Below are 20,739 nucleotides of genomic sequence, written 5' to 3' on the forward strand. Positions count from 1 at the left end.
TCGTCGTAAAGTCTTGAAAATGAACCACATTTCCTTCGCCTTTTCTTCTCGTATCCGAACGGATGGCCTCACACCATCCCCGTCAAATTAATGGGTCCTGACCCTAATCATTGTCTCAACCTTTGCTTTCCATCGATTATTGTGATTATTGAGTTATTTACTGCATTTCGAGCGCGGAAACTGGGTAAGACGGTATGGCTGATTTTGTAGCGGTTCTGAAAAAGACAATCGATGCGCAGGCGGATAAATCGCCTGAATTGCGCCAGCGTGTTTATGCAAAGGCACGTGCGACGATTGAACAGAAGCTTGTGACAGCAAATGCCTCGCAGGTTGTTGCTGCACGACAGCGTAAAATCCTTGAAGATGCAATTGAAGAAACAGAAGCTTTTTATGCACCGCCAGCGCCTGCCGCTGCTGTAGAAGAGCCGTTGCATGATCCGCTTGAAGATTTTCTGGTTGAATCAGCCCAATCATCTGCGGAGCCTTCCTATGATGATGCGCCCTTTGTTGCGGATGATCAGAGCAAGCCCCCTCATGATGATGAGGGCGATGACACTGTTATACCGGCGCGTGTCCGTGATCAGGATGACTGGTCGGTTGATAGCGAACAGGATCATGTAGAAGACAAGCCGGCTTATTCGCGCCGCAGTGAATATGTTGATCAGGCTCGCTTTAAGGAAAAACGGTCATATAAGGGGCTGGTTATTGGTCTCATTGCTGTGCTGGTTCTGGGTGGCGCAGCTTATGGTGTCTGGACGAATAAGGACAAGTTGCAGGAACTGGCTTCAAGCCTTGGTCGCAGTGATGCACCGGTTAGCACTGATGCAGATGCAACGCAGCCAGACGGCGGACAGAATGCCGCTACGGAGCAGCCTCAAACAGACCAAACAACAACACCACCTGAAGAACAAAAACTGACACAGCGCCTGATGCCCGATGGTAGTGAAACCGACGAAGGGCCGGCAGGAGGTCAGGCAGGTATTGGTGAAGGCAAGTCCACGGCCGCTTCAACGCCGGGTGCTGAGCAGACCAATACACAGACTCAGCCGCAGCCCGGGCAAACTGTTGCTGTCGGCCAGCAGGCGCTGCTTTATGAAGAGCGCGGCGGTACCGAGACAGGCTCGGTTGAGCGCGGTCGGGTTGTCTGGTCAGAAATTGAAGAAAGCCCAGGCGAAGGCGAACCGGCGGTTCCGGCTATTCGTGGTACCGTAACAATGCCTGACAGCAAGGCTGAACTGAAGTTGACCATTCGTAAGAATTCGGATCAGTCAATTCCCGCCAGTCATTTGATCGAAATGGTATTTACTGTTCCCGATGATTTTCAGGGCGGCGCATTCGATAATGTGCAACGCATGACTTTCAAGGAGACGGAACAGGCAGCGGGAAGTCCGTTGATTGCAGTGCCGTCGAAGATCGCTGATAATTTCTTTATTATATGGCTTAACGATGCGAAAACTGCGCAGGATACGAATCTTTCTTTGATGCGCCGTTTGCAATGGATCGACATTCCGGTCTCATATCGCAATGGACGCCGTGCGCTGATCAGTCTTGAAAAAGGTGTGGCAGGCGAAAAGATATTTAACGATGTTCTGGGCGCAGGCTAGAACCTTAAATGCATGAATCCAAAAGGCCGCTTTAAGCGGCCTTTTTCATTTCATGTGATAGGTTGCTTACTTCTTTTCAGAAAAAGCCTTGATTGCTTTGGCAACTTCGTTTTGCGCAGTTTCTGCTGAGTCAAAACCACCGAGTTCGACGAGCTTGCGGCCTTCTGGAAGCTGCTTGTATACGCGGAAGAAAGCTTCAAGGCGCTGCTGTTCAATCTTTGGCAGATCAGCGATTTCCTTGATATTGTCATAGGTTGGGTCGATCTTCGATGTCGGCACGGCTACGATCTTGTCATCCTGTTCGCCACCGTCGATCATTTTGAGAACGCCAATTGGACGAACCTTGATGATTGCGCCCGGTACGATTGGTTCGCGTGTGTAGACGAGCGCGTCAAGCGGATCGCCGTCACCGGCAAGCGTGCTGGTGATCGAGCCATAATTGGCCGGGTAGACAACCGGCATCGACTGGTAGCGATCGACGATGATATGGCCGGTCTTGTCATTGATTTCGTATTTGGTGAAGCTGCCCTGCGGAATTTCGATGGCCGTGTAGAACTCTTTTCCGTCCTGCTCTTTCTGAGGATAGTCGAGATAAGAGACATATTCGGACGCAGAAACGGCAGTCGCAGCGGTGAGGGCGAGGGCTGCAGCCAGCAGGAGCTTTTTCATTGGGAGACCTTCAGGTTTGCGTGAAATACGACCTGTTGCCTAAAGCTCTTCCATTACAATTATTTGACGGGTGTTTGACGATTGAGTGACAGTAAATAAAACTGCCGCAAAATGGGGTGAATCCATTTGCGGCAGTAGATTATTCCGTAAAATGACAGGATTACGCGCTGGCTTCCTCAACATGGTTCAACGCCTTTTGCTGTTTGAAGGCGGCAGCCTTTACCGCTGCCTGTACCTTTTCAAAAGCGCGAACCTCAATCTGGCGCACACGCTCACGGCTGATACCAAATTCACCGGAAAGGTCTTCCAGCGTCATTGGATCCTCGGAAAGACGGCGAGCGACGAAGATTCGGCGTTCACGTTCGTTGAGCGTGTCCATGGCCTGTTCAAGCAATGACCGGCGGCTTTCCAGCTCATCCTGCTCAATCAGAATCTGTTCCTGACTGCTGCTGTCATCGACCAGCCAGTCCTGCCATTCGCCCGATTCTCCTTCGGCTGCACGCAGCGGTGCATTGAGCGAGGCATCGCCGGACAAACGGCGGTTCATGGAGACAACTTCGTCTTCACTGACCTGTAGTTTTGTTGCAATCTGCTTGACCTGTTCCGGGTTCAGATCACCATCATCCAGCGCCTGAATCTTGCTCTTCATCTTGCGCAGATTAAAGAACAGGCGTTTCTGGTTGGCAGTCGTTCCCATTTTCACAAGGCTCCATGAACGCAGGATATATTCCTGTATTGAAGCCTTGATCCACCACATTGCATAGGTGGCAAGACGGAAGCCGCGTTCGGGCTCAAAGCGCTTGACCGCCTGCATGAGGCCGACATTACCCTCAGAGATGACTTCGCCGATCGGCAAACCGTAACCGCGATAACCCATGGCAATCTTTGCCACGAGACGCAGGTGGCTTGTCACCAGCTTATGGGCAGCCTTTGGATCGGCATGTTCATGATAACGCTTCGCCAGCATATATTCTTCTTGCGGCTGAAGCATTGGAAAACGGCGAATTTCTTCCAGATAACGGGTAAGGCCTCCGTCACCGGATGTAATGCTGGGCAAATTAACCTGGGCCATAGAGCACCCTCCTTGATAATTTCAGGATCCCTTGTGGCGAACCTGTCGCGCTGGCTGCCTCCTGCACATCCTGCGCGAACCTAACTATATAGGCATGATTTTGGCGAAAACACGATCTCTGAACGCATGAAACAATGTGTCACCAGAATGTGAACGCCAGCATTCTTGCATGGTTGCCGGACGTATCAGAACCGTTACTGTTTACAGGTTTATATAGAGTGCTTGCGGAAACTTTCCAGCAGATGCTTCATGTCATCTGGAACATTGGCTTCAAAACGCATGATTTCTTCTGTTGTGGGATGCATGAATGCCAGCAAAAAGGCATGCAAGGCCTGACGATGGAAGCCTTCCACCGCAATTTTTAGAGGTTCGGGCAGTTTGTTGGCTTTGGTCTTATAGGCACTGCCATAGTCCATATCGCCAACAAGGGGATGACCGATATGGGCCATATGAACACGAATCTGATGTGTTCGGCCTGTTTCAAGGCGGCACTCGACAAGTGAGGCGAGGGCGGTGGCGTCTTCTTGTGGTGCAAATTTTTCGATTGTCGAATAATGTGTGATGGCGTGGCGTGCATCTTCACGTTCTTCACTGACGACACTTTGCTTGGTGCGATCACGATGAGAGCGTCCTAGGTGGGCGTCGATATAGCCCTGTGGACGTTCGGTCATTCCCCAGACCAGAGCAAGATAGGCGCGTTCCAGATCACCGGTGCGGCCATGATCGGCAAATTGTTCACTCAGATGCCGGTGTGCGTGATCGTTCTTGGCAACAACCATGACGCCGCTTGTATCTTTGTCGAGGCGATGAACGATGCCCGGACGACGAATTCCGCCAATGCCGGACAAGCTATCGCCACAATGATATATGAGAGCATTGACAAGCGTTCCTGTCCAGTTGCCGTTTCCCGGATGGACAACAAGTCCTGCGGGCTTGTTGATGACGATGAGATCATCGTCTTCATAGAGAATGTCCAGCGGGATGTTTTCGCCTTGCGGATCGGCAGGTTCTGGCTCTGGCAGCACGACGGTAATCTTCATGCCTTCGCGCAGCTTTTGTTTTGCGCCGCTGGCAGGCACACCATCGAGGGTTACATGACCTTCAGCAATCAGGGACTGGACGCGACTGCGGGAAAGTTCCGGCCCCAATGCTGCGGCCAGCCACTGGTCTAGTCTTTTACCCGCAGCATCTCGGTCGGCAATTAGCTCTTTCAATTGTCTCTTCCCTTCGTTATCACGCGCCCACGCGGGTGCATGAACCGGAGTCATTTAATGCAGGATCCACACTACCCCCGATATCAGAATCAACAGGATTCCGGGTATCAGGACTATCAGCAGGGATATTATCCAGAGGATCAACAGCAGGAACCCCCGCTTGATCCAGCGATGGAGAAAGTCCGTCGCAAGATGGTCCGTCTGCTTGCAGTTTCAATCGGCGTTATGTTGATTGGTCTTATGGCTGTGCTTGTCGCCGTTGTCTACAAGATCAATCGTGCGCCTGATACAACTGAAACCGCATCTGCACGTTCAGATATTCCAGGACAGGTTGCGGCACCCATCAAGCCGGAGCCGCCAAAGCTTATCGAATCCCAGATTGATCTGACACCGGGGACGCGCCTTTTATCGCAAAGCCTTTCGGGCAATCAGCTCTCTCTTGAAACTCTTTTGCCAGATGGCGGTACGGAACTGATTATTTATGATTACCGCGAATCGCGCATTCTGGGGCGTATCAAACTTGGGAATGTCGAATAATTTTGATGGGGCGGCTGTTATGCCGCCCTTTGCAAGTGCGGTTACAAAGTCTATATGAGTAAAGAACTGATTGCGCCCATCGTCTAGCGGTCAGGACGGCGCCCTCTCACGGCGCAAACAGGGGTTCGATTCCCCTTGGGCGTACCAATAAAGCCCGAGTGGCCTATCTTTTGAAAGCATCAAGCTTTTGGAGTACGCATTCTCTTTTTCCGATAAAGCTTTTCATCTGCCTGATTCATTATATCTTTAAATGTATGTTTTGCCTTGCAGGTTATTTTTCCAATTGAAACTGACAAGTCGGCTTTGTCATTCTTCACCATATCCTTGAAATTATCGGCTGCGTTTTTTCTTATTTGCTCGACAAAAACCGATATTTCTTCTCGCGTGACTAAGGGCACGAATGCGCAAAATTCATCGCCCCCAATGCGTGCGACCAGGCTCTCATCCGGCAAAGTGGCCTTCAATGCTGTTGCTGTCGAGATAACCGCATCATCGCCTACAAGATGGCCGAACCTGTCGTTGATAGTTTTCAGATAATCAATGTCCGCGATCAGAAACCATCCCCGTATGCCTATTTCCATTGCGCGATCAAATTGCTCTATAAAACTGCGTCTGTTCAATACACCTGTTAAAGGGTCTGTGCTTGCTGTGCGTGCCAGTTCATTGGCTTGTTGGACCAATGCGCGATAGGCCGCTTCGAGGCGTTCAAGTTTAGTGAACCATATCAAGGCTATTGGAATGGCGATGAGAAACGGCAATAGCAGGCGGACAATGATGGTAATGGTGTCCGATTCCACCCCAAGAATTACTCGAATGCCTGTTGAAATTGAAATCGAAACAAGGGCAGCAATGATTGAAACAGCAGCTGTTCGCTTCAATACTCTTCGAGATGGCAAGCACACGATATATCCTTACTAAACTGACTGCTGACAATATTGAAAATATCAGGCGCTAGTTCTTTTTTAATAGATACTGATATGCTGTTTTACAACCTGAAGCGACAATCTGCCTTTTAGCAGGGACGGGGTTGTATTTTGCTTTCAGGTCAGGCTTATCCTCAAAAGCGGAAATGATTTTCACAGCCATAAGTACATAAAATAAAAAGCTCTGGGGAGATGTTGTTCTTTCCAGTTGCGAAAATTTGCAACTGGAGTGCTATGGGTGCATAATCGGCATATGAGTGAATCGCATAAAAAACCTGATTATGAGCAGGAACTGAGGCAGGCGGGTGTTCGTATTACACGTCCGCGTCGTATCATCCTGAATATATTGACCGAAACGGAAGATCATCCTGATGCGCTGGAAATTTTTCGGCGGGCAGTTCAGATCGACGACAGCATTTCCTTATCCACTGTTTACCGGACAATGAAGCTGTTGGAAGAATTGGGCGCTATCCACCGCCATGCCTTTGCTGGCGGACCATCGCGTTTTGAGCAGGCAAGCGGTGCTCATCACGATCATATTATTGATATGGATAGTGGGGATGTTGTGGAGTTTCATTCTGACAAGATTGAAAAACTACAGGAAGAAATCGCTCGTTCGCTGGGATATGAGATTGTTCATCACCGTCTTGAGCTTTATTGCAAGAAAATAACCTCCTGAAGAAAACTGAGCCTTCATCGGGATTGTTTTTCACGAATCGAATTGTTCTGCTGGAATTGTCAAAGTGTAAATGGCACCGGATGCATCTACGCGGTAATCTGCGTGGCCACCAACCGCTGCCGGTACGATGCGTTGCAGGACAGCGCTGCCGAAACGCGGGTCGTGCTTGATTTCCGGCATGGAAGGATTTGTTTCCTCCCAGTTGAAGATCAATTCCTCATCACCTTGATCATTTTGTTGGACTTTTGCAGAGATGATAACGCGGCCATAGGGGATGGATAATCCACCAAAGGATGTTGCATTGATGATCAGTTCATGCAGGGCAAGACCGACATGCAAGGCCGCACCGGGAAAAAGATACGGGTTGTCACCTTCGATTGTCAGGCGTTCATCGTGAATGTCGATGTATTTTTCCACCTGTGAATGTAGAAGATCAAGAAACAGCGCACCGTGCCAGTTGGAATCAGTCACGAGATCCTGTGAATAGGAGAGGGACTGAATACGCCCACGGAATTTCAACAGGAAATCATCGACTGAATCTGTAAAACGCGCCGTCTGACTGGCAATGCTCTGGACAATGGCGAGCATGTTTTTTGAACGATGACTGACTTCGCGCAGCAAGGTTTTGAGCACCTGTTCACGGCGTTTCAGCTCGCTTATTTCAAGCGCAGTTGTAACCAGACCGATGATTTTGCCATTGGTATCACGATCACAATCGATATGAAATTCTATCCAGTGAAGCCTGTCGCCATTATTGATCGCGAGTTCAACATTCTGTGCAATGCCGGTCTCGAGCGCTGTGCGCTTTGCATGTTCCAGCCGCGCTATGGATGTGGAGAAAATGAAGTCACAATCCTGGCCGCCTGCTTTCCATTTGTCTTGCCAGTAAGAGGGTATGTTTTCTCCCCAGGCATATAAAAGATCAGGGGTTTGATACAAAACACAGACATTGCTGTTTCGTATGGCATGTAACAGGGCACGCAAATGGGAGGTATCTGGCTCTGTTTCAGCAAGAGATGAATTTGCCGCTACCATAAATGCCTCAATTGCAATCCATTATAGAACATAAGAACTTTGCCGGGGCTCTGAACCTGAGGTCCTGATTTTAAAGTCGAGAACACTTTTACAGTTCTGTTCTAATTATAGGGATCATGCTGTTGACTATATGAATGCAACAGCATGATCGTCTTAAAGCCGTCCCAGATTTTGCGTTTGATCTCTGGCTGGAATCTCTCATAAATTTGTTCAGGTTTTGCGAAGCACTGAGGCAATAAGTGAAATAACCAGAAGCGCCAGAAATATAAAGAACAGAATTTGTGCAATGCCGGCTGAAGCGCCAGCAATGCCGCCAAAACCCAGTGCGCCGGCAATCAGGGCGACGACCAGAAAAACAAGAGCATAGTATAGCATTTCGATTCTCCTCTTTGTTTATTGAAGGAGAAACGAGTGATCTATGCATTTTGTTCCGGATAATAGACAAATTAAATCCTGACCCTAAATAATGAAATATCTGAATTATAAATATTATTGAATAAGAATATTCATATATTGGAAATAATTTATAAGTAACCATTGTTGCATTGTTAAATTATATTAATCAGAAATTTGTATAGATTAGAATAAAATATCTATTTGTTTCATTATTGTAGGATGCATCTGGAAGTAAATAGATTTCCGCTCTGATTAAATCAGAGCGGATCTGTTCAAAGTTTCGTTATCTCCATATTCTTTCCCAAGGATGCTTCAGGGGAGGATACTAGGCTGGGACTTCAGCCGCTTCCTCAAAGAACAATGCCTGACTGATCAGCGCCTTGACCATATCCGGGTTGAACGGTTTGGTAACGAGAAATGTCGGTTCGGGCCGTTCTCCTGTCAGAAGGCGTTCCGGGAATGCTGTAATGAAAATGACGGGGATGGGCTGATCCTGCAAAATTTCATTAACGGCATCGATACCCGAACTGCCATCGGCGAGTTGGATATCGGCAAGCACCATGCGGGGCTTTTCTTGATTATAAAGCTGCAGCGCCTCATCCTTGGTGCGTGCAATGCCGACAACCTCATGACCGAGACTTTCGACCATTTGCTCAATGTCCATAGCGATCAGTGGTTCATCCTCGATGATCATGATGCGTGTGGCAACTTGCTTTGAGATTTCTGTCGAGGCCGCTGCCAGAATTTTCCCGAATTCGACTTCATCCAGCTCTAGAATCTCAGCAGCCTCATGGTCATTGAAACCCTCGACGGCCACGAGCAGAAATGCCTCGCGCGATGTGGTCGGGATATGGGCAAGATTGCGTGCTGCCTGCTTTTCCCATGCAAATTCTGATGAGGGCTCCTGAACCTGAACCGATGACGTCTTGTAGAGATTGCAAAACAGACGATAAAGGGCGACGCGGTCTGAAGATGCGGGCGGAAAGATGCTGATGTCTGCGATCAAGGCTTCCAATGTGGCTGCTACATAGGCATCGCCTGATGCCTGAGAACCTGTCAGCGCACGAGAAAAACGGCGAAGATAGGGAAGATGCGGCGCAATTCGCGTCGATAATGTCATGGTTTATGGACTCCTCATTGCCGCATTTTTTGCTTTTTTAGCATGTTTTCTGCGTTGGGGAGACGCAGAAAAATGTCATGGAGCGCGGCATTATGTATTTTAAAACGTCAGCGATTGAGAAAAGTTCCATGAAATGTTTCGATTGGGTGGAACTTTTTGTGAGCAAGTGCATTTTAGTCTAAACGCTAGTGTGCGAATTTGAAATTCGTATCACTTTGGAGCAGGGATTTGATCGAATTTCAGATTCAAAGCCACACTATTAAATTATTGAATCTAGTGTGGTTTATGGATTTGAAGTTCCTAAACGTGGATGCCATCTTAATGATAGGAACTTCAAATCCACCACACTAGGAGATGGGTTCAGAGCCTGTGGAGAGATTGGTGAGATATTACGAATGCCTGGAATGATTAAGCGATGACAGATAAAAAAAACCTTCACACAAAAGGGGGTAGAATGCATCATGATGCGCATAGCCGTCAGGACATTTTAGGGCCGAATTGCGAGGTTGGGCTGAAACTAAAGGCACTTTACAGTTCGATACAGGATGAGAGTATTCCAGATCGTTTTCTCGACCTTTTAGAGAAGCTTGATCAGGCTGAACAGGAGAGTACGCGTGAGCAAAGCACCGGTTCCGTCGGTTGAAGATCCGGCGCAATTCAAGCGCGATCTTCTGGCATCCTTGCCGAGCTTGCGTGCGTTTGCCGTGTCACTGATTGGTCAGCCTGACCGTGCAGATGATCTGGTTCAGGACACGATCATGAAAGCATGGGCCAAGCAGGATTCTTTTGAATTGGGAACCAATATCAAGGCCTGGCTCTTTACCATTCTTCGTAATGAATTCTATACGCAGATGCGCAAGCGTGGCCGTGAAGTCCAGGACACCGATGGCGTATTCAGCGCACAGCTTGCGGTCCATCCTTCGCAATATGGAACACTTGATCTGCAGGATTTCAAAATAGCCCTCGAACAATTGCCTGATGACCAGCGCGAAGCAATTATCCTGATTGGTGCATCCGGTTTTGCCTATGAAGAAGCAGCAGAAATTTGCGGATGCGCCGTTGGCACAATCAAAAGTCGCGTCAGCCGTGCCCGTACGCGATTGCAGGAAATTTTGCAGATAGACGGTGACGTGGATCACGGACCGGATGTCAATTCTTCCCATGTAACGATGAGAAGTTTAGCATAAAGTTTTTTAGCAATTTTTAACTTGAAGAGTTTGGTCGACTGATATTTGCTTGTAAAGCTGCTACAGAAGACCGAAGATGGTTTTTTGTGCGGGTCTCAAGCTCGGGCAGGGCATCGTCAACGATTTATGACATGTTCATGCAGAGCTTGAGTGTAAATGTCTTGATCATGGATTGAGTTTTGCCATCAGCCTTTACGAAGCGCTTTTTAAGTCCGGTTGTGCGTCCGATAGCTTTTATCGTGTCGCTTGGTCTCATTTTGTTGTCAGCATTGCTGACTCTGTTGCTGTCTTATGGCGTCAACAGTCAGGTTGTCGATATTACAAGAAATTTTGAGCTGCGTTCTCAAGTGGGGCGTATAACGCGCATCGCTTACAATCTGGAGATGAGCCGTCGCGGTTATTTGCTCACACTTGATGATGCCTATTTCGAACGTTACCAGCGTGCGCTCGTCGAGATCGATCAGACATTGGCGGATCTGTCCTCTATCACGGATGACAATGCGCAACAAAATGCCAGTATTGAGCAAATCAAGGCGCTGGTTGCACGCACACGCGATGATGTGCGTGAGACGGTTGATCTGGCCAAGGCGGGCAAGGTTCAGGAAGCGATTGAGCGGGTTCGTGATAATGAAGGCCGGGTGCTGATGGGGCAACTTGTCGATACTGTCACGCAGTTCGTGGCAACTGAAGAACAGGAGCTTTCCGCCAGAAACGCCTATATTGACCGTATGCGGTTTTTGCTGACGGTTGCAGCTATTGTCGCGCTTGCTTCGGCCGTTGTATTGGGGTTCCTTTTGTTTTCACGTGCGCAGCGTGCTGTGCGCCTTCTGTTTGAAGGTCAGTCTGCGTTGATGTCGGAAAAGGAGTTGCTTGAAGCACGTGTCAGAGAGCGCACGGTCGAGCTGGAACAGGAACGTGCTGTGGCTGAAAGAGAGCGCAAGCGCGTTGAACTTCTGCTACAGGATTCCAATCATCGTATCGGCAATTCGCTGGCAACTGTTTCTTCGCTGCTTGGTCTGCAATTGCGGCAGACTCGCAGTGATGAAGCCCGCGCCGCACTTTCTGCCGCACGGGATCGGGTGCAGACTGTTTCGACTGCGCATCGCAGGCTGCGGCTTGGCGAGGACATGGAATCAACACGGATCGACGAGTTTCTGGAAACTGTCATTGAAGATATCCGCCATTCCATCGGGGCAGATCAAAATATACAGTTTCGCACCGATTTTGCGCCGCTTGATCTTAAATCGCGTGATGTGACTACGATTGGCATTATTTTAGGTGAACTTATTACCAATGCGGTCAAACACGCATTCACAGGATTACCGGAAGGGCTGATTACCATCAGGTTCTGGTTGGATAATGAAAGCAATGCGCCTGTACTGGTTGTCGAGGATAATGGTATCGGGTGGCAGAAACATAATGCTGGAAGTTCAAAAGAAAATGGCGGCTTGGGAATGCTGGTCATTGAGCAGCTTTGTATGCAGTTTGGCAGCAAGCCAATCTATACGGCTCTGGAAACCGGTTCCGGTACCAAGGTGATCGTGCGGCTCTTATCGCTGGCAGAAGATCAGCAAAAACAGGCTGCTGAGGGCATGGAATAGGCCAAATGGCTCCCGGTTTTGTTTCCGAGAGCCGTGTTTTTTGGGCTAACGTTTCTTTTTATCTGAGAGAAGGCTCGCAATTGCAATTCCTGCCAATGGCAAAGCAACTGCAAGAATCGGGCGTTTCAGGATCGATGGTACGGTGGCGATTGCTGCGGTTGCCATCAAGGCTGATTTATCAGCTTCAATACGCTGCTTGCGTCTTTTCTCTTCTGCAGCACTTTGAATTCTCATGATCGCAAGAATAAGAAGCGCGAGAATGAGCGACAGGCTTGCAAGCAATAGTGCTGCAATCGGTCCACCATAGTTTTCTGCAAGGGCAAGAAAGGCTGCGACACACAGAAACACGACCGTAATCAGTCCGAATACCGCAATCACCATCCCAAAAATAACAGTGCGTTTAGCCCTGCCGGTGAGGAGCTTTAGTTCATCGCCGGCAAGAGCGGTTATGACTGGTGTCAGAAGTTTCAGCATGGCGTGGATCAGCGGCGTGAGAGAAGGGCGAGCAGATAGCCGACACCCAATGCCGTGGCAATCGACGTGATCGGACGCTCCCGGACAGCCTGTGTCAGTTGAGCTTCAATGTCTTGTGCCTTGTTTTTAAGGTCATCAACAACATCTTCACCCTGAACAAAGGCGTTCTTATAGGTTTCTTTTGCTGTGCGCTTTGCATCGCGAACACTTTGAGAGCCGAGGTTGCCCAATGTTGCGGCAATAGCTGCAATATCTTCCTTGAGTTGTTCGACTTGCGCCTGAAGATCTTCGGTTGTCGAATCCGTCAATGCTTCTTCGAGTTTATCCTCGATTTTACGTGTATTTGTTGTCGCGCGCGCCATTCACGCCTCCTGTTCAATTATCGGACTGCAATCTTGTTGAGCTACTATAACGCTGGTCGGGTCTAATGGTTGCATGCAAGATGCATGTCAGCAACTCAATGCATGATTGATTGCTCATCATGGTAAATATCGGCAGAGACGTTTTTTATCAGGCGAAAAACAGATATGCTGCTGCGAGCAGCGTGATAATTGCCAAGCCATAATGGGATGGCTTTATCAAACGTTGCTGTTCAGGCAAAGGATCGTCATTGCCAGCCATAGCAGTACGGGCCGCATGTTCGAGCGTCTGAATGTCCTTGAACATCATTGGCATGTCCTCCACAGGCCTCATGCAGGTTTGCTGTATCGGCATCTCGTCTGATTTGATGATTTTATGCAACAGCTATTCTTACGGGCTATGCCAATTTTTAGGGGTATTATGCAGGAAAATGCCATTATCTTTAAAACATGACTTGCATCATCATATTATTGGGAGTTAAGAAAAAGCCGATCAAGCGCCTTGATGGTTTGCATGGATGATCTGTCATGCGCGTTTGAGCCCGAACAATCAAAAGGCGAATATGATGACAGGATTCTGGCGAAACGGTTTCGCGGCTGCGGTAATGAGCGTAGTGGTGCTGGCATTCACGGGGGCTGCACTTGCACAAAATGCGCCGGAACCGGTTGTGCCCAACCAGGCGCCAGCAGTGCAGACGCCATCTGCTCAACCGATTGCGCCAGATGCATCAATCCCGGCAGCGCCTGCAATCGCACCATCAGAGGCACCATCTGATGCAACACAACCGGCCCCTGAAGCAGCACAGCCCGTTACATCTTCTGAAACTGCTCCTGCACCGGCTTTTGTTCTGCCGCATGATCTTTCGCCCTGGGGCATGTTCATGGCGGCTGACTGGGTGGTCAAGGCGGTTATGATCGGTCTTGCTCTTGCCTCGCTTGCTACCTGGACAATCTGGATTGCCAAATCGCTTGAACTTGCCGGTGCACGCAGCCGCGTCAAACGCGCCCTGAAAGTTATCGGACATTCCGCAACACTCTCCGAGGCTGTGAGTTCTCTTGATGGTGCGAAAGGTCCGGCAGCCATTCTTGTGCGTGCCGCCGATGATGAAGTTCGTCTTTCGGGTCCTGCATTATCGCGTGCTGGTGGTGAGGGTCTGAAAGAACGTGTGTCGTCACGCCTGTCACGGATCGAAGTAAAGGCCGGGCGCCGTCTTTCAAAAGGCACAGGGATTCTCGCAACCATTGGTTCGGTTGCGCCTTTTGTCGGGCTGTTCGGGACTGTCTGGGGTATTATGAATTCGTTTATCGGTATCAGCCAGGCGCAGACGACCAATCTTGCGGTTGTCGCACCCGGCATTGCTGAAGCCTTGCTGGCAACTGCTATTGGCCTTGTGGCGGCTATTCCGGCGGTGGTTATCTACAATGCTTTCGCACGCTCCATTTCAGGCTATCGTTCATTGCTTGCCGATGCGAGTGCCGGTGTTGAACGCCTTGTCAGCCGCGATTTCGACTTCAGGACCGCCGGTGTTTCTGAAGGCAAGCTGCACGCAGCGGAGTAAGCAAAATGGCTGGCAAAATTCGCGAAGACGTTGGCGATGATCTGGAGCTGAATCACGAAATCAATGTGACACCATTTATTGATGTCATGCTGGTTTTGTTGATCATCTTCATGGTGGCAGCGCCTCTCGCAACGGTTGATATCAATGTGGATCTGCCGGCATCGACTGCTGCTCCTGCACCGCGCCCGGATAAGCCGATCTATGTGACGCTTAAAGATGATCTGAGCATCAGTGTCGGTAATGATACGGTTGTGCGGGAGGCCCTGCGTCTGAAGCTTGACGCTATTTCTGAAAATAACAAGGAAGCGCGTGTCTTCCTTCGTGCGGACAAAACTGTCGGCTATGGTGAACTGATGCGTGTCATGAACCTGTTGCGTGAGGCAGGCTATCTCAAGATCGCGCTTGTCGGGCTTGAGACGGTGGGAGCCAATGACGGTCCCGCTGCCGCTTCGCAAGCGGCTCCAACGGCACAGGGAGCGCAGTAAAATGGACAGACTTCCGCCCGAGCATCCTCCTATAAAAAATGTGGCTTCTCCTGACAGCCATCATCATCCCTTCTGGCATGATGCAGGGCGATGGATTGTTGCGGGGGTGATTGTGCTGACTGTGCATGCGGCAGGCGCTTATGCTGTGCATATATCGCAGGATGAAGATCAGCCGGATGGTTCGCAGGTCGCTGCCATGGTGATCGAGTTTGCGCCTGAGCCAGAAGCACCGGTAGAAGAAGTGGTGTCGGAAATCGCACAACAGGAGACCGTTACCGAGCCTGAAGAACAGGTCGAGCCGGAACCTGTACTCGAAGAGATTAAGGAACCGGAGCCAGAGCCGGAACCAGACCCTGTCGAGGAGCCGGAAGAAGTGATCCCGGATGTGGTTGAAGCGCCGAAACCGGAAGTGGCCGCACCGCTTCCTGTTGAGAAGCCAAAGCCAAAGGTTGAGAAGAAAAAGGTTGAAAAGCCTAAAGTCGAGAAGCCCAAGCCTGTCAGGAAAGTTGAAAAACCAAAGCCTAAAAAGGCTGAGAGAGCGAAAGAAACCCGTACAGCCAGCGCTCCACGCATGGATGTGGATTCAGGTGCAAGGCCGGTTGCAAATCGACGCGGTGACAACAATGCGTCTGCTGGTGTCAGCTCGAATAAGTGGCAATCCAAGCTTTACGCGCATTTGCTGCGCCGTACGCGTTCCTTGCAGCGGCAAGCCGGTAGAGGCGTAAAAGGTACGGCACAGGTTGCATTTGTTGTTGATCCATCCGGCAATATTCTGTCTGTGCGGCTTGCCCGTTCGTCGGGTAATCCGACGGTTGATGATCTGGCAGTGCAGGCGACGCGCAATTCATCGCCTGTGCCAGCACCGCCTGCTGCAATTGCCAAGCCGCGAATGCCGATCACGGTGCCAATTCAGTTCAAATAAGTTTGATGCCATCGTTCAAAACAAAGCCGCCCTGTGGAAAGCAGGGCGGCTTTTTATTGAACTCATCAATGTTTGTTTTATTCCGATGAGAGCGCTACAGCGGGTAGCAAACGCGAAGCCTTTCGGGCTGGTAGAAAGCCGAAAAAAAGCCCCGTTGCGAATGCACAGGTGAAAGCAAGCAGCACAGGGCCAGCGCTGAAAGCTACATCAATACCAGCCAGTGATATGAGTGTTGCGGCACCTATACCAAGCAGCACACCGAATACGCCGCCAATGGCAGAGACGGTCAATGCTTCTGTGATAAATTGGAGCAAAATATCCCGACGACGTGCGCCGGTTGCCATACGCACACCGATTTCACGGGTGCGTTCTGTTACGCTTACAAGCATGATATTCATCACGCCAATGCCGCCAACCAGAAGCGAGATTGCCGCAATTGATCCCAGAAACAGCGTCAGGGTCGATCCCATGGCTGCCACATCGTCACGAATCGACGACATATTGGTGATCATGGTGTCCCGTTGTTTATGGCGCTGGTCGAGCAGTTCCTGAATTTGGTCCTGTGTTGTATCAATAAGATCAGCATCCTTGACCTGCACGGTAATGGTGCGGACATATTTCTGGCCAAACAGCCGCAGGTTGCCGGTTGAGAGTGGAACCACGACAATATCGTCCTCATCGGAGCCACCAAAGCCGGCACCTTTCGGTTCCAGAGTTCCGATCACCTGAAACGGAATTTTCTGGATCAATATATATTGGCCAATCGGGTTGGCGCCGTCTGGAAACAGGGTTTTAACAACGGTTGAACCAAGAACCGCAACAGGAGCATAGGTTTCCATATCATGTGGTGTAATAAAATCACCGGACTCAACCTTCCATGACTTTGCATCGGAGAAGGCTGCAACCGTGCCATTGGCCTGTGACTGATAATCAACATTGCCGCGCCTTAGCGTGACGCTGCCTGTGACTTCGGGGACAGCAGATTTGACATTGGGCAATTGCAGGATTGCTTCTGCATCTTCCGGAACGAGCGTTGCTATGGAGCCTGTTCCACGAAAGCCGGGCATGGATGGGCGAATGAGCACCAGATCGGTGCCCATCGCGTTGATGCGATCAAGGATCGAATTCTGTGCCCCGGTTCCAATCGCCAGCATGGTTACAACGGAACTGACACCGATAATGATACCGAGCAAGGTCAGAACTGTACGAAATATATTGGCCCGAAGCGCACGCATTGCCATTTTAACCGCTTCGGAAATATCGGCTATATGTGCCGCACCGCCTTGGGCGCTTTTCTGAAGGTTTTCAGGCGCATGGATATCTGGAATTTCATGCTTGGTTGTGTCGGATAATATCTGGCCGTCCCGAATTTCAATCAGCCGGTCAGCGCGTTCCGCAACTTCGCGGGCATGGGTAATAACGATGATCGTATGGCCCTGTTCGTGCATCGAGCGCAAAAGCGCCATGACATCTTCGCCGCTTTGACTGTCAAGTGCGCCTGTTGGTTCATCCGCAAGGATAATCCGGCCACCATTCATCAGCGCACGCGCAATCGATACACGCTGCTGCTGGCCACCGGACAACTGATTGGGGCGATGGTCCAGCCGGTCGCCCAGTTTAAGCGTATCAAGAAGTTCAGCCGCCCGTTTATGACGTTCATGGGCTGGCATTCCTGCATAGATTGCGGGAACTTCGACATTTTCAAGTGCTGTCGATGTGGCAATGAGATTATAGCTCTGGAACACGAAGCCGAATGTGCGGCGGCGCAAGGCTGCCAGTTCATCGGCATCAAGCTTTGATATATCTTCTCCCTCTAGCAGGTATTGACCGCTGCTTGGGCTATCAAGACAGCCCAGGATATTCATCAAGGTTGATTTGCCTGAACCGGATGCGCCTTTAATCGCAACGAATTCACCGGCGCGAATATCAAGTGTGATTCCGTGCAGAACCTCAACAGCGAGATCACCGTTGTGATAGGTTTTGCGAATGTCCTGTAGTCTTATCAGCGGAGCATCATTCATGGCTTGCTCCATCAGAAGAACATTCCGCCGGACCTGCGACCACGCTGGTTCGAACCGGCTGTTGCAGATGCCGAGGTGACAATTACCCTGTCACCTTCTTCGAGGCCGCTTTTGATTTCGGCCTGTACACGGTTGCGTACACCGACTTCAACGATGCGTTTAGTGGTTGTGCCACCGCTATCCACGACCTGTACGCTCGTTTGGGGTTTGCCGGTCTTGTCAGCTGTTGTCGTTAATGCTGCCGTTGGTACGACGAGCACATTTTCAGCATTATCGAGAACGAAATAGACCTGTGCGCTCATGTTGATCATCAGTTCACCATTCGGGTTGGGAACATCAAACAGCGCATAATAAAGAACGACATTATTGTCGGTTTGTGGTGTCGGTTTGATCTGGCGCAGTTTGCCCGTAAAGCGCTTTTCGGGTTGACCAAGCAGCGTGAAATAAACAGGCATGCCTTGCGTTAGCTTGCTGATATCGGCTTCAGATACCTGTGCCTCAACCGTCATGACTTTCAGATCGGCCACAGTGACGACCGTTGGAGCGCTTTGCACGGCGTTGAGCGTTTCACCTTCTTTGGCAGCCTGGTCGACAACCGTACCGGCCATCGGGCTGTAAATCGAGGTATAGCCGAGATCGACCTTATCGCTGGCAAGCTGGGCTTCCTGCTGGCGAATCTGTGCTTTCAATGCTTTTACATCGGCATCTGCAATGGCAAGATCAGCATCGGCCTGATCAATGGTTGATTGTGAGGCATTGCGCGTTGCCAGCAGCGAGCGCTGGCGGGCGGCATTGGCTTTTTTAAGGGTTAGTTGCGCCTCCCTGCTCAGAAGCTGGGCTTTCAGATTGTCGAGCTGCGCACTGGCAATCTCTACTTTTTTCTCAAAGGGCGAGGGGTCGATTTCTGCAATCAGGTCGCCCTGATTGACTTCATCACCGATTTCAACCTTGACGGTTTTGAGCTGCCCGGAAACCTGTGCGCCAACATTAATGCTGCGCAGTGCACTCAGCTTGCCAACAGCGGTGATGGAGTTTTCGACATTTCCACGCTGTACGGTCTCGGCAAGATAGGCGCTTTTCTGGTTGCCCGATTCTTCACGGGCCAGATAATACCAGCATGATCCTGCCACAATGGCTGCAATGGCCAGACCGATCCAGAGACGTCTGCGTTTGCGAGGGACTCTATTCTTTCGTCCTGTGGCAAGTGAATCAGTGGATTTAAGCACCCGGTAACCCCTGAGAAATCATTTTTAAAATCTAGTGTCAGGCGGATATTTATGCTTCCGCACAGGGAAATTCATCTTAATTATTTGTCATGCGCCCAATAGTCCCGAAAATAAGGGAGGCGCTCTCTTGCCTTCTGATATCCAAATGAAGGGAGAGAGAAAAGAAAAGCCGGGCTATCGCGGCTTTTCATATTTGCTTATCTGGTTTGATCAGGCTGTGCCGGTAGAGCCGAAGCCGCCTGCACCGCGTCTGGTTTCGCTGATTTCATAACGCTCTTCGATTGCTGGCTGAACAACCGGTGCAAAGACTGCCTGCGCAATGCGCATACCGCGTTCGATGCGGAAGTCTTCGTCACCAAGGTTGACAAGCAATATTTTTATTTCACCGCGATAGTCGGAATCAATTGTGCCGGGGGTGTTGAGACAGGTGATGCCATTTTTGAAGGCAAGGCCTGAGCGTGGGCGAATCTGGATTTCATAGCCTTCAGGAATTTCAAAGATCAGGCCGGTTGGAACGAGAGTGCGGCGACCCGGAAGCAGAACGATCTGGCGGTCCGCAGCAACGGCTGCACGCAGATCCATGCCTGCGGATCCAGAAGTCTCGTAAGCGGGAAGTTCAAGGTCTTCCGCATGTTCGAGGCGGATAATGCCAAGCGTAGGTACGGTCATGAGGGAGCCTTTCATGTGTGAAGTTAAATTGGCGACGCTCATACGTGAAAATATAAGACAGGTGTACCGTCTATTTGATGTTTTGCAATGATTGTGCCGCACTGGATCATGCTTATACACGATGAGCTGCGCTTTTCAGGTGGTTTAGTTGCCTTCCAGCGGCACAGCCGTTGTTTCCTTTATTTCCTCCATCACGAATGATGCCGAAACATCGGACAAGGGCACGCTTGCAATCAGGCGCTGATAAAGCCGATCATAGGCTTTAACGTCATAGACCCGGGCCTTCAGCACATAGTCAAGATCGCCGGTCATGCGATAAACGCCTACGATTTCCGGGAAACGTGCCATGGCAGATCGAAATTTGCCCAGCCAGTCGGGATCGTGGCTTGATGTACGAACCAGAATGAACACAGACAGGCCGCAGCCCGCTTTTTCAGCATCAATGAGTGCGACACGTGCTGTGATGATTCCTTCATCCTCCATGCGCTTGACGCGCCGCCAGCAGGCATTGCGGGAAAGATGCACGCGCTCAGACAGGGAATCAACCGACAGGGTTCCGTCATTTTGCAGCTCATTCAATATTTTTCGATCAATTTCATCGATTTGTGATTTCATATTGGGATAATTGTCTCAATAAATTGTAATTATCAAGGATAAATTGAGATTTCATCTCAGGTGGTTTTGTTAAAATGATTTTCTAAAAGCATGCATCATGCGCCTAATGAACGGGAACAAATTACTTATTGACGGGAGTATGTCCAATGACCACTCGTATTACACGCCTTTTTACCGAGCATCCCCAGTCGGTTGATGAAACCTATTTTCAGCATATGGCTTTTGCCGGACGTTTTTCATTCAAACTTTTTTGTGCAGCATTTGCAGCACTCATCCATGCAATTTTGCCATTTTTGTTCGAAAAGACTGCGAGCGGAATCGTTCGCCAGCTTTATGAGCGGACTCATAACCGGGGCCGGTAAAGACCGGATC

General features: G+C 49.9%; 24 protein-coding genes and 1 tRNA gene. 11 read left to right on the forward strand and 14 right to left on the reverse strand.

Going from position 1 to position 20,739, the window contains the following annotated elements:
- The first annotated feature begins 194 nt into the window (after positions 1 to 194).
- A complete protein-coding gene (locus tag FHY56_RS16785; RefSeq protein ID WP_140906297.1) occupies positions 195 to 1,604 on the forward strand; it encodes a transcriptional regulator in 1,410 nt (469 codons plus the stop codon).
- A gap of 66 nt (positions 1,605 to 1,670) precedes the next feature.
- Here FHY56_RS16785 and FHY56_RS16790 read toward each other — a convergent pair whose 3' ends face one another.
- From FHY56_RS16790 to FHY56_RS16800, 3 genes are all read right to left on the reverse strand, one after another.
- Positions 1,671 to 2,273, reverse strand: a complete 603-nt coding sequence (locus FHY56_RS16790; protein ID WP_140906298.1) for an inorganic diphosphatase — start codon at positions 2,271 to 2,273, stop codon at positions 1,671 to 1,673.
- A 160-nt stretch (positions 2,274 to 2,433) separates the two neighbouring features.
- Positions 2,434 to 3,345, reverse strand: coding sequence for an RNA polymerase sigma factor RpoH (gene rpoH, locus FHY56_RS16795; protein ID WP_140906299.1), 912 nt, complete (start codon positions 3,343 to 3,345; stop codon positions 2,434 to 2,436).
- Positions 3,346 to 3,554: 209 nt separating this feature from the next.
- Positions 3,555 to 4,613, reverse strand: a complete 1,059-nt coding sequence (locus FHY56_RS16800) for an RluA family pseudouridine synthase (protein WP_193556803.1) — start codon at positions 4,611 to 4,613, stop codon at positions 3,555 to 3,557.
- 3 nt (positions 4,614 to 4,616) lie between these two features.
- Here FHY56_RS16800 and FHY56_RS16805 point away from each other — a divergent pair, with 3 nt between their 5' ends.
- Positions 4,617 to 5,096: a hypothetical protein gene (locus tag FHY56_RS16805; RefSeq protein WP_140906301.1), complete on the forward strand. Its 480-nt coding sequence runs from the start codon at positions 4,617 to 4,619 to the stop codon at positions 5,094 to 5,096.
- Positions 5,097 to 5,168: 72 nt separating this feature from the next.
- A tRNA-Glu gene (locus FHY56_RS16810) sits at positions 5,169 to 5,243 on the forward strand.
- A 32-nt stretch (positions 5,244 to 5,275) separates the two neighbouring features.
- On the opposite strand, the gene FHY56_RS16815 is transcribed toward FHY56_RS16810, so the two are convergent.
- Positions 5,276 to 5,998: a GGDEF domain-containing protein gene (locus tag FHY56_RS16815; protein WP_140906302.1), complete on the reverse strand. Its 723-nt coding sequence runs from the start codon at positions 5,996 to 5,998 to the stop codon at positions 5,276 to 5,278.
- Positions 5,999 to 6,272: 274 nt separating this feature from the next.
- Between FHY56_RS16815 and FHY56_RS16820 the strand changes: the two genes are divergently transcribed.
- On the forward strand, positions 6,273 to 6,698 hold the full coding sequence (locus FHY56_RS16820; RefSeq protein WP_140906303.1) for a Fur family transcriptional regulator: 426 nt from the start codon (positions 6,273 to 6,275) through the stop codon (positions 6,696 to 6,698).
- 30 nt (positions 6,699 to 6,728) lie between these two features.
- On the opposite strand, the gene FHY56_RS16825 is transcribed toward FHY56_RS16820, so the two are convergent.
- From FHY56_RS16825 to FHY56_RS16835, 3 genes are all read right to left on the reverse strand, one after another.
- Positions 6,729 to 7,733 (reverse strand): sensor histidine kinase, encoded by a 1,005-nt coding sequence (locus FHY56_RS16825; protein WP_140906304.1) that lies wholly within the window; start codon positions 7,731 to 7,733, stop codon positions 6,729 to 6,731.
- 210 nt (positions 7,734 to 7,943) lie between these two features.
- On the reverse strand, positions 7,944 to 8,108 hold the full coding sequence (locus FHY56_RS16830; RefSeq protein ID WP_140906305.1) for a DUF1328 domain-containing protein: 165 nt from the start codon (positions 8,106 to 8,108) through the stop codon (positions 7,944 to 7,946).
- 346 nt (positions 8,109 to 8,454) lie between these two features.
- Positions 8,455 to 9,249 carry a response regulator gene (locus FHY56_RS16835; protein ID WP_140906306.1) on the reverse strand — a complete coding sequence of 265 codons (795 nt, stop codon included), beginning with the start codon at positions 9,247 to 9,249 and terminating at the stop codon, positions 8,455 to 8,457.
- Positions 9,250 to 9,664: 415 nt separating this feature from the next.
- On the opposite strand from FHY56_RS16835, the gene FHY56_RS16840 reads away from it, so the two are divergent.
- The 3 genes from FHY56_RS16840 to FHY56_RS16850 all read left to right on the forward strand — a co-directional run bounded on the left by FHY56_RS16840 (position 9,665) and on the right by FHY56_RS16850 (position 12,037).
- Positions 9,665 to 9,892: a NepR family anti-sigma factor gene (locus FHY56_RS16840; RefSeq protein WP_140906307.1), complete on the forward strand. Its 228-nt coding sequence runs from the start codon at positions 9,665 to 9,667 to the stop codon at positions 9,890 to 9,892.
- Positions 9,864 to 10,436 carry an RNA polymerase sigma factor gene (locus tag FHY56_RS16845; protein WP_140906308.1) on the forward strand — a complete coding sequence of 191 codons (573 nt, stop codon included), beginning with the start codon at positions 9,864 to 9,866 and terminating at the stop codon, positions 10,434 to 10,436. Before FHY56_RS16840 ends, FHY56_RS16845 begins: the two co-directional genes overlap by 29 nt.
- A 179-nt stretch (positions 10,437 to 10,615) precedes the next feature.
- Complete coding sequence (locus FHY56_RS16850) at positions 10,616 to 12,037, forward strand: sensor histidine kinase (protein WP_140906309.1); 1,422 nt, start codon at positions 10,616 to 10,618, stop codon at positions 12,035 to 12,037.
- Positions 12,038 to 12,082: 45 nt separating this feature from the next.
- On the opposite strand, the gene FHY56_RS16855 is transcribed toward FHY56_RS16850, so the two are convergent.
- The 3 genes from FHY56_RS16855 to FHY56_RS17950 form a co-directional block, all read right to left on the reverse strand.
- Positions 12,083 to 12,511 (reverse strand): hypothetical protein, encoded by a 429-nt coding sequence (locus tag FHY56_RS16855; protein WP_140906310.1) that lies wholly within the window; start codon positions 12,509 to 12,511, stop codon positions 12,083 to 12,085.
- Between the two features lie 8 nt (positions 12,512 to 12,519).
- The gene (locus tag FHY56_RS16860; RefSeq protein WP_140906311.1) at positions 12,520 to 12,873 is read right to left on the reverse strand and encodes an ElaB/YgaM/YqjD family protein; all 354 of its coding nucleotides are present in this window, start codon (positions 12,871 to 12,873) and stop codon (positions 12,520 to 12,522) included.
- 148 nt (positions 12,874 to 13,021) lie between these two features.
- Positions 13,022 to 13,180, reverse strand: coding sequence for a hypothetical protein (locus FHY56_RS17950; protein ID WP_168927625.1), 159 nt, complete (start codon positions 13,178 to 13,180; stop codon positions 13,022 to 13,024).
- Positions 13,181 to 13,436: 256 nt separating this feature from the next.
- Here FHY56_RS17950 and exbB point away from each other — a divergent pair, with 256 nt between their 5' ends.
- From exbB to FHY56_RS16875, 3 genes are read left to right on the forward strand one after another with little or no spacing between them, the layout of a single operon-like run.
- Positions 13,437 to 14,429, forward strand: a complete 993-nt coding sequence (exbB, locus tag FHY56_RS16865; protein ID WP_140906328.1) for a tonB-system energizer ExbB — start codon at positions 13,437 to 13,439, stop codon at positions 14,427 to 14,429.
- A 5-nt stretch (positions 14,430 to 14,434) separates the two neighbouring features.
- Positions 14,435 to 14,914, forward strand: a complete 480-nt coding sequence (exbD, locus tag FHY56_RS16870; protein ID WP_140906312.1) for a TonB system transport protein ExbD — start codon at positions 14,435 to 14,437, stop codon at positions 14,912 to 14,914.
- A gap of 1 nt (position 14,915) precedes the next feature.
- Positions 14,916 to 15,836, forward strand: a complete 921-nt coding sequence (locus tag FHY56_RS16875) for an energy transducer TonB family protein (RefSeq protein WP_140906313.1) — start codon at positions 14,916 to 14,918, stop codon at positions 15,834 to 15,836.
- A gap of 77 nt (positions 15,837 to 15,913) precedes the next feature.
- On the opposite strand, the gene FHY56_RS16880 is transcribed toward FHY56_RS16875, so the two are convergent.
- The 4 genes from FHY56_RS16880 to FHY56_RS16895 form a co-directional block, all read right to left on the reverse strand.
- Entirely contained in the window at positions 15,914 to 17,857 is a 1,944-nt protein-coding gene (locus FHY56_RS16880; protein WP_140906314.1) for a MacB family efflux pump subunit, read from the reverse strand.
- Between the two features lie 11 nt (positions 17,858 to 17,868).
- Positions 17,869 to 19,083 carry an efflux RND transporter periplasmic adaptor subunit gene (locus tag FHY56_RS16885; protein ID WP_140906315.1) on the reverse strand — a complete coding sequence of 405 codons (1,215 nt, stop codon included), beginning with the start codon at positions 19,081 to 19,083 and terminating at the stop codon, positions 17,869 to 17,871.
- A gap of 210 nt (positions 19,084 to 19,293) precedes the next feature.
- Positions 19,294 to 19,767 carry a dUTP diphosphatase gene (gene dut, locus FHY56_RS16890; RefSeq protein ID WP_140906316.1) on the reverse strand — a complete coding sequence of 158 codons (474 nt, stop codon included), beginning with the start codon at positions 19,765 to 19,767 and terminating at the stop codon, positions 19,294 to 19,296.
- Positions 19,768 to 19,896: 129 nt separating this feature from the next.
- The gene (locus tag FHY56_RS16895) at positions 19,897 to 20,367 is read right to left on the reverse strand and encodes an Lrp/AsnC family transcriptional regulator (protein WP_140906317.1); all 471 of its coding nucleotides are present in this window, start codon (positions 20,365 to 20,367) and stop codon (positions 19,897 to 19,899) included.
- A gap of 146 nt (positions 20,368 to 20,513) precedes the next feature.
- On the opposite strand from FHY56_RS16895, the gene FHY56_RS16900 reads away from it, so the two are divergent.
- Complete coding sequence (locus FHY56_RS16900) at positions 20,514 to 20,729, forward strand: DUF6356 family protein (protein ID WP_140906318.1); 216 nt, start codon at positions 20,514 to 20,516, stop codon at positions 20,727 to 20,729.
- The last annotated feature ends 10 nt before the right edge of the window (positions 20,730 to 20,739 follow it).

Source organism: Brucella gallinifaecis (assembly GCF_006476605.1).
Lineage (GTDB): Bacteria > Pseudomonadota > Alphaproteobacteria > Rhizobiales > Rhizobiaceae > Brucella > Brucella gallinifaecis.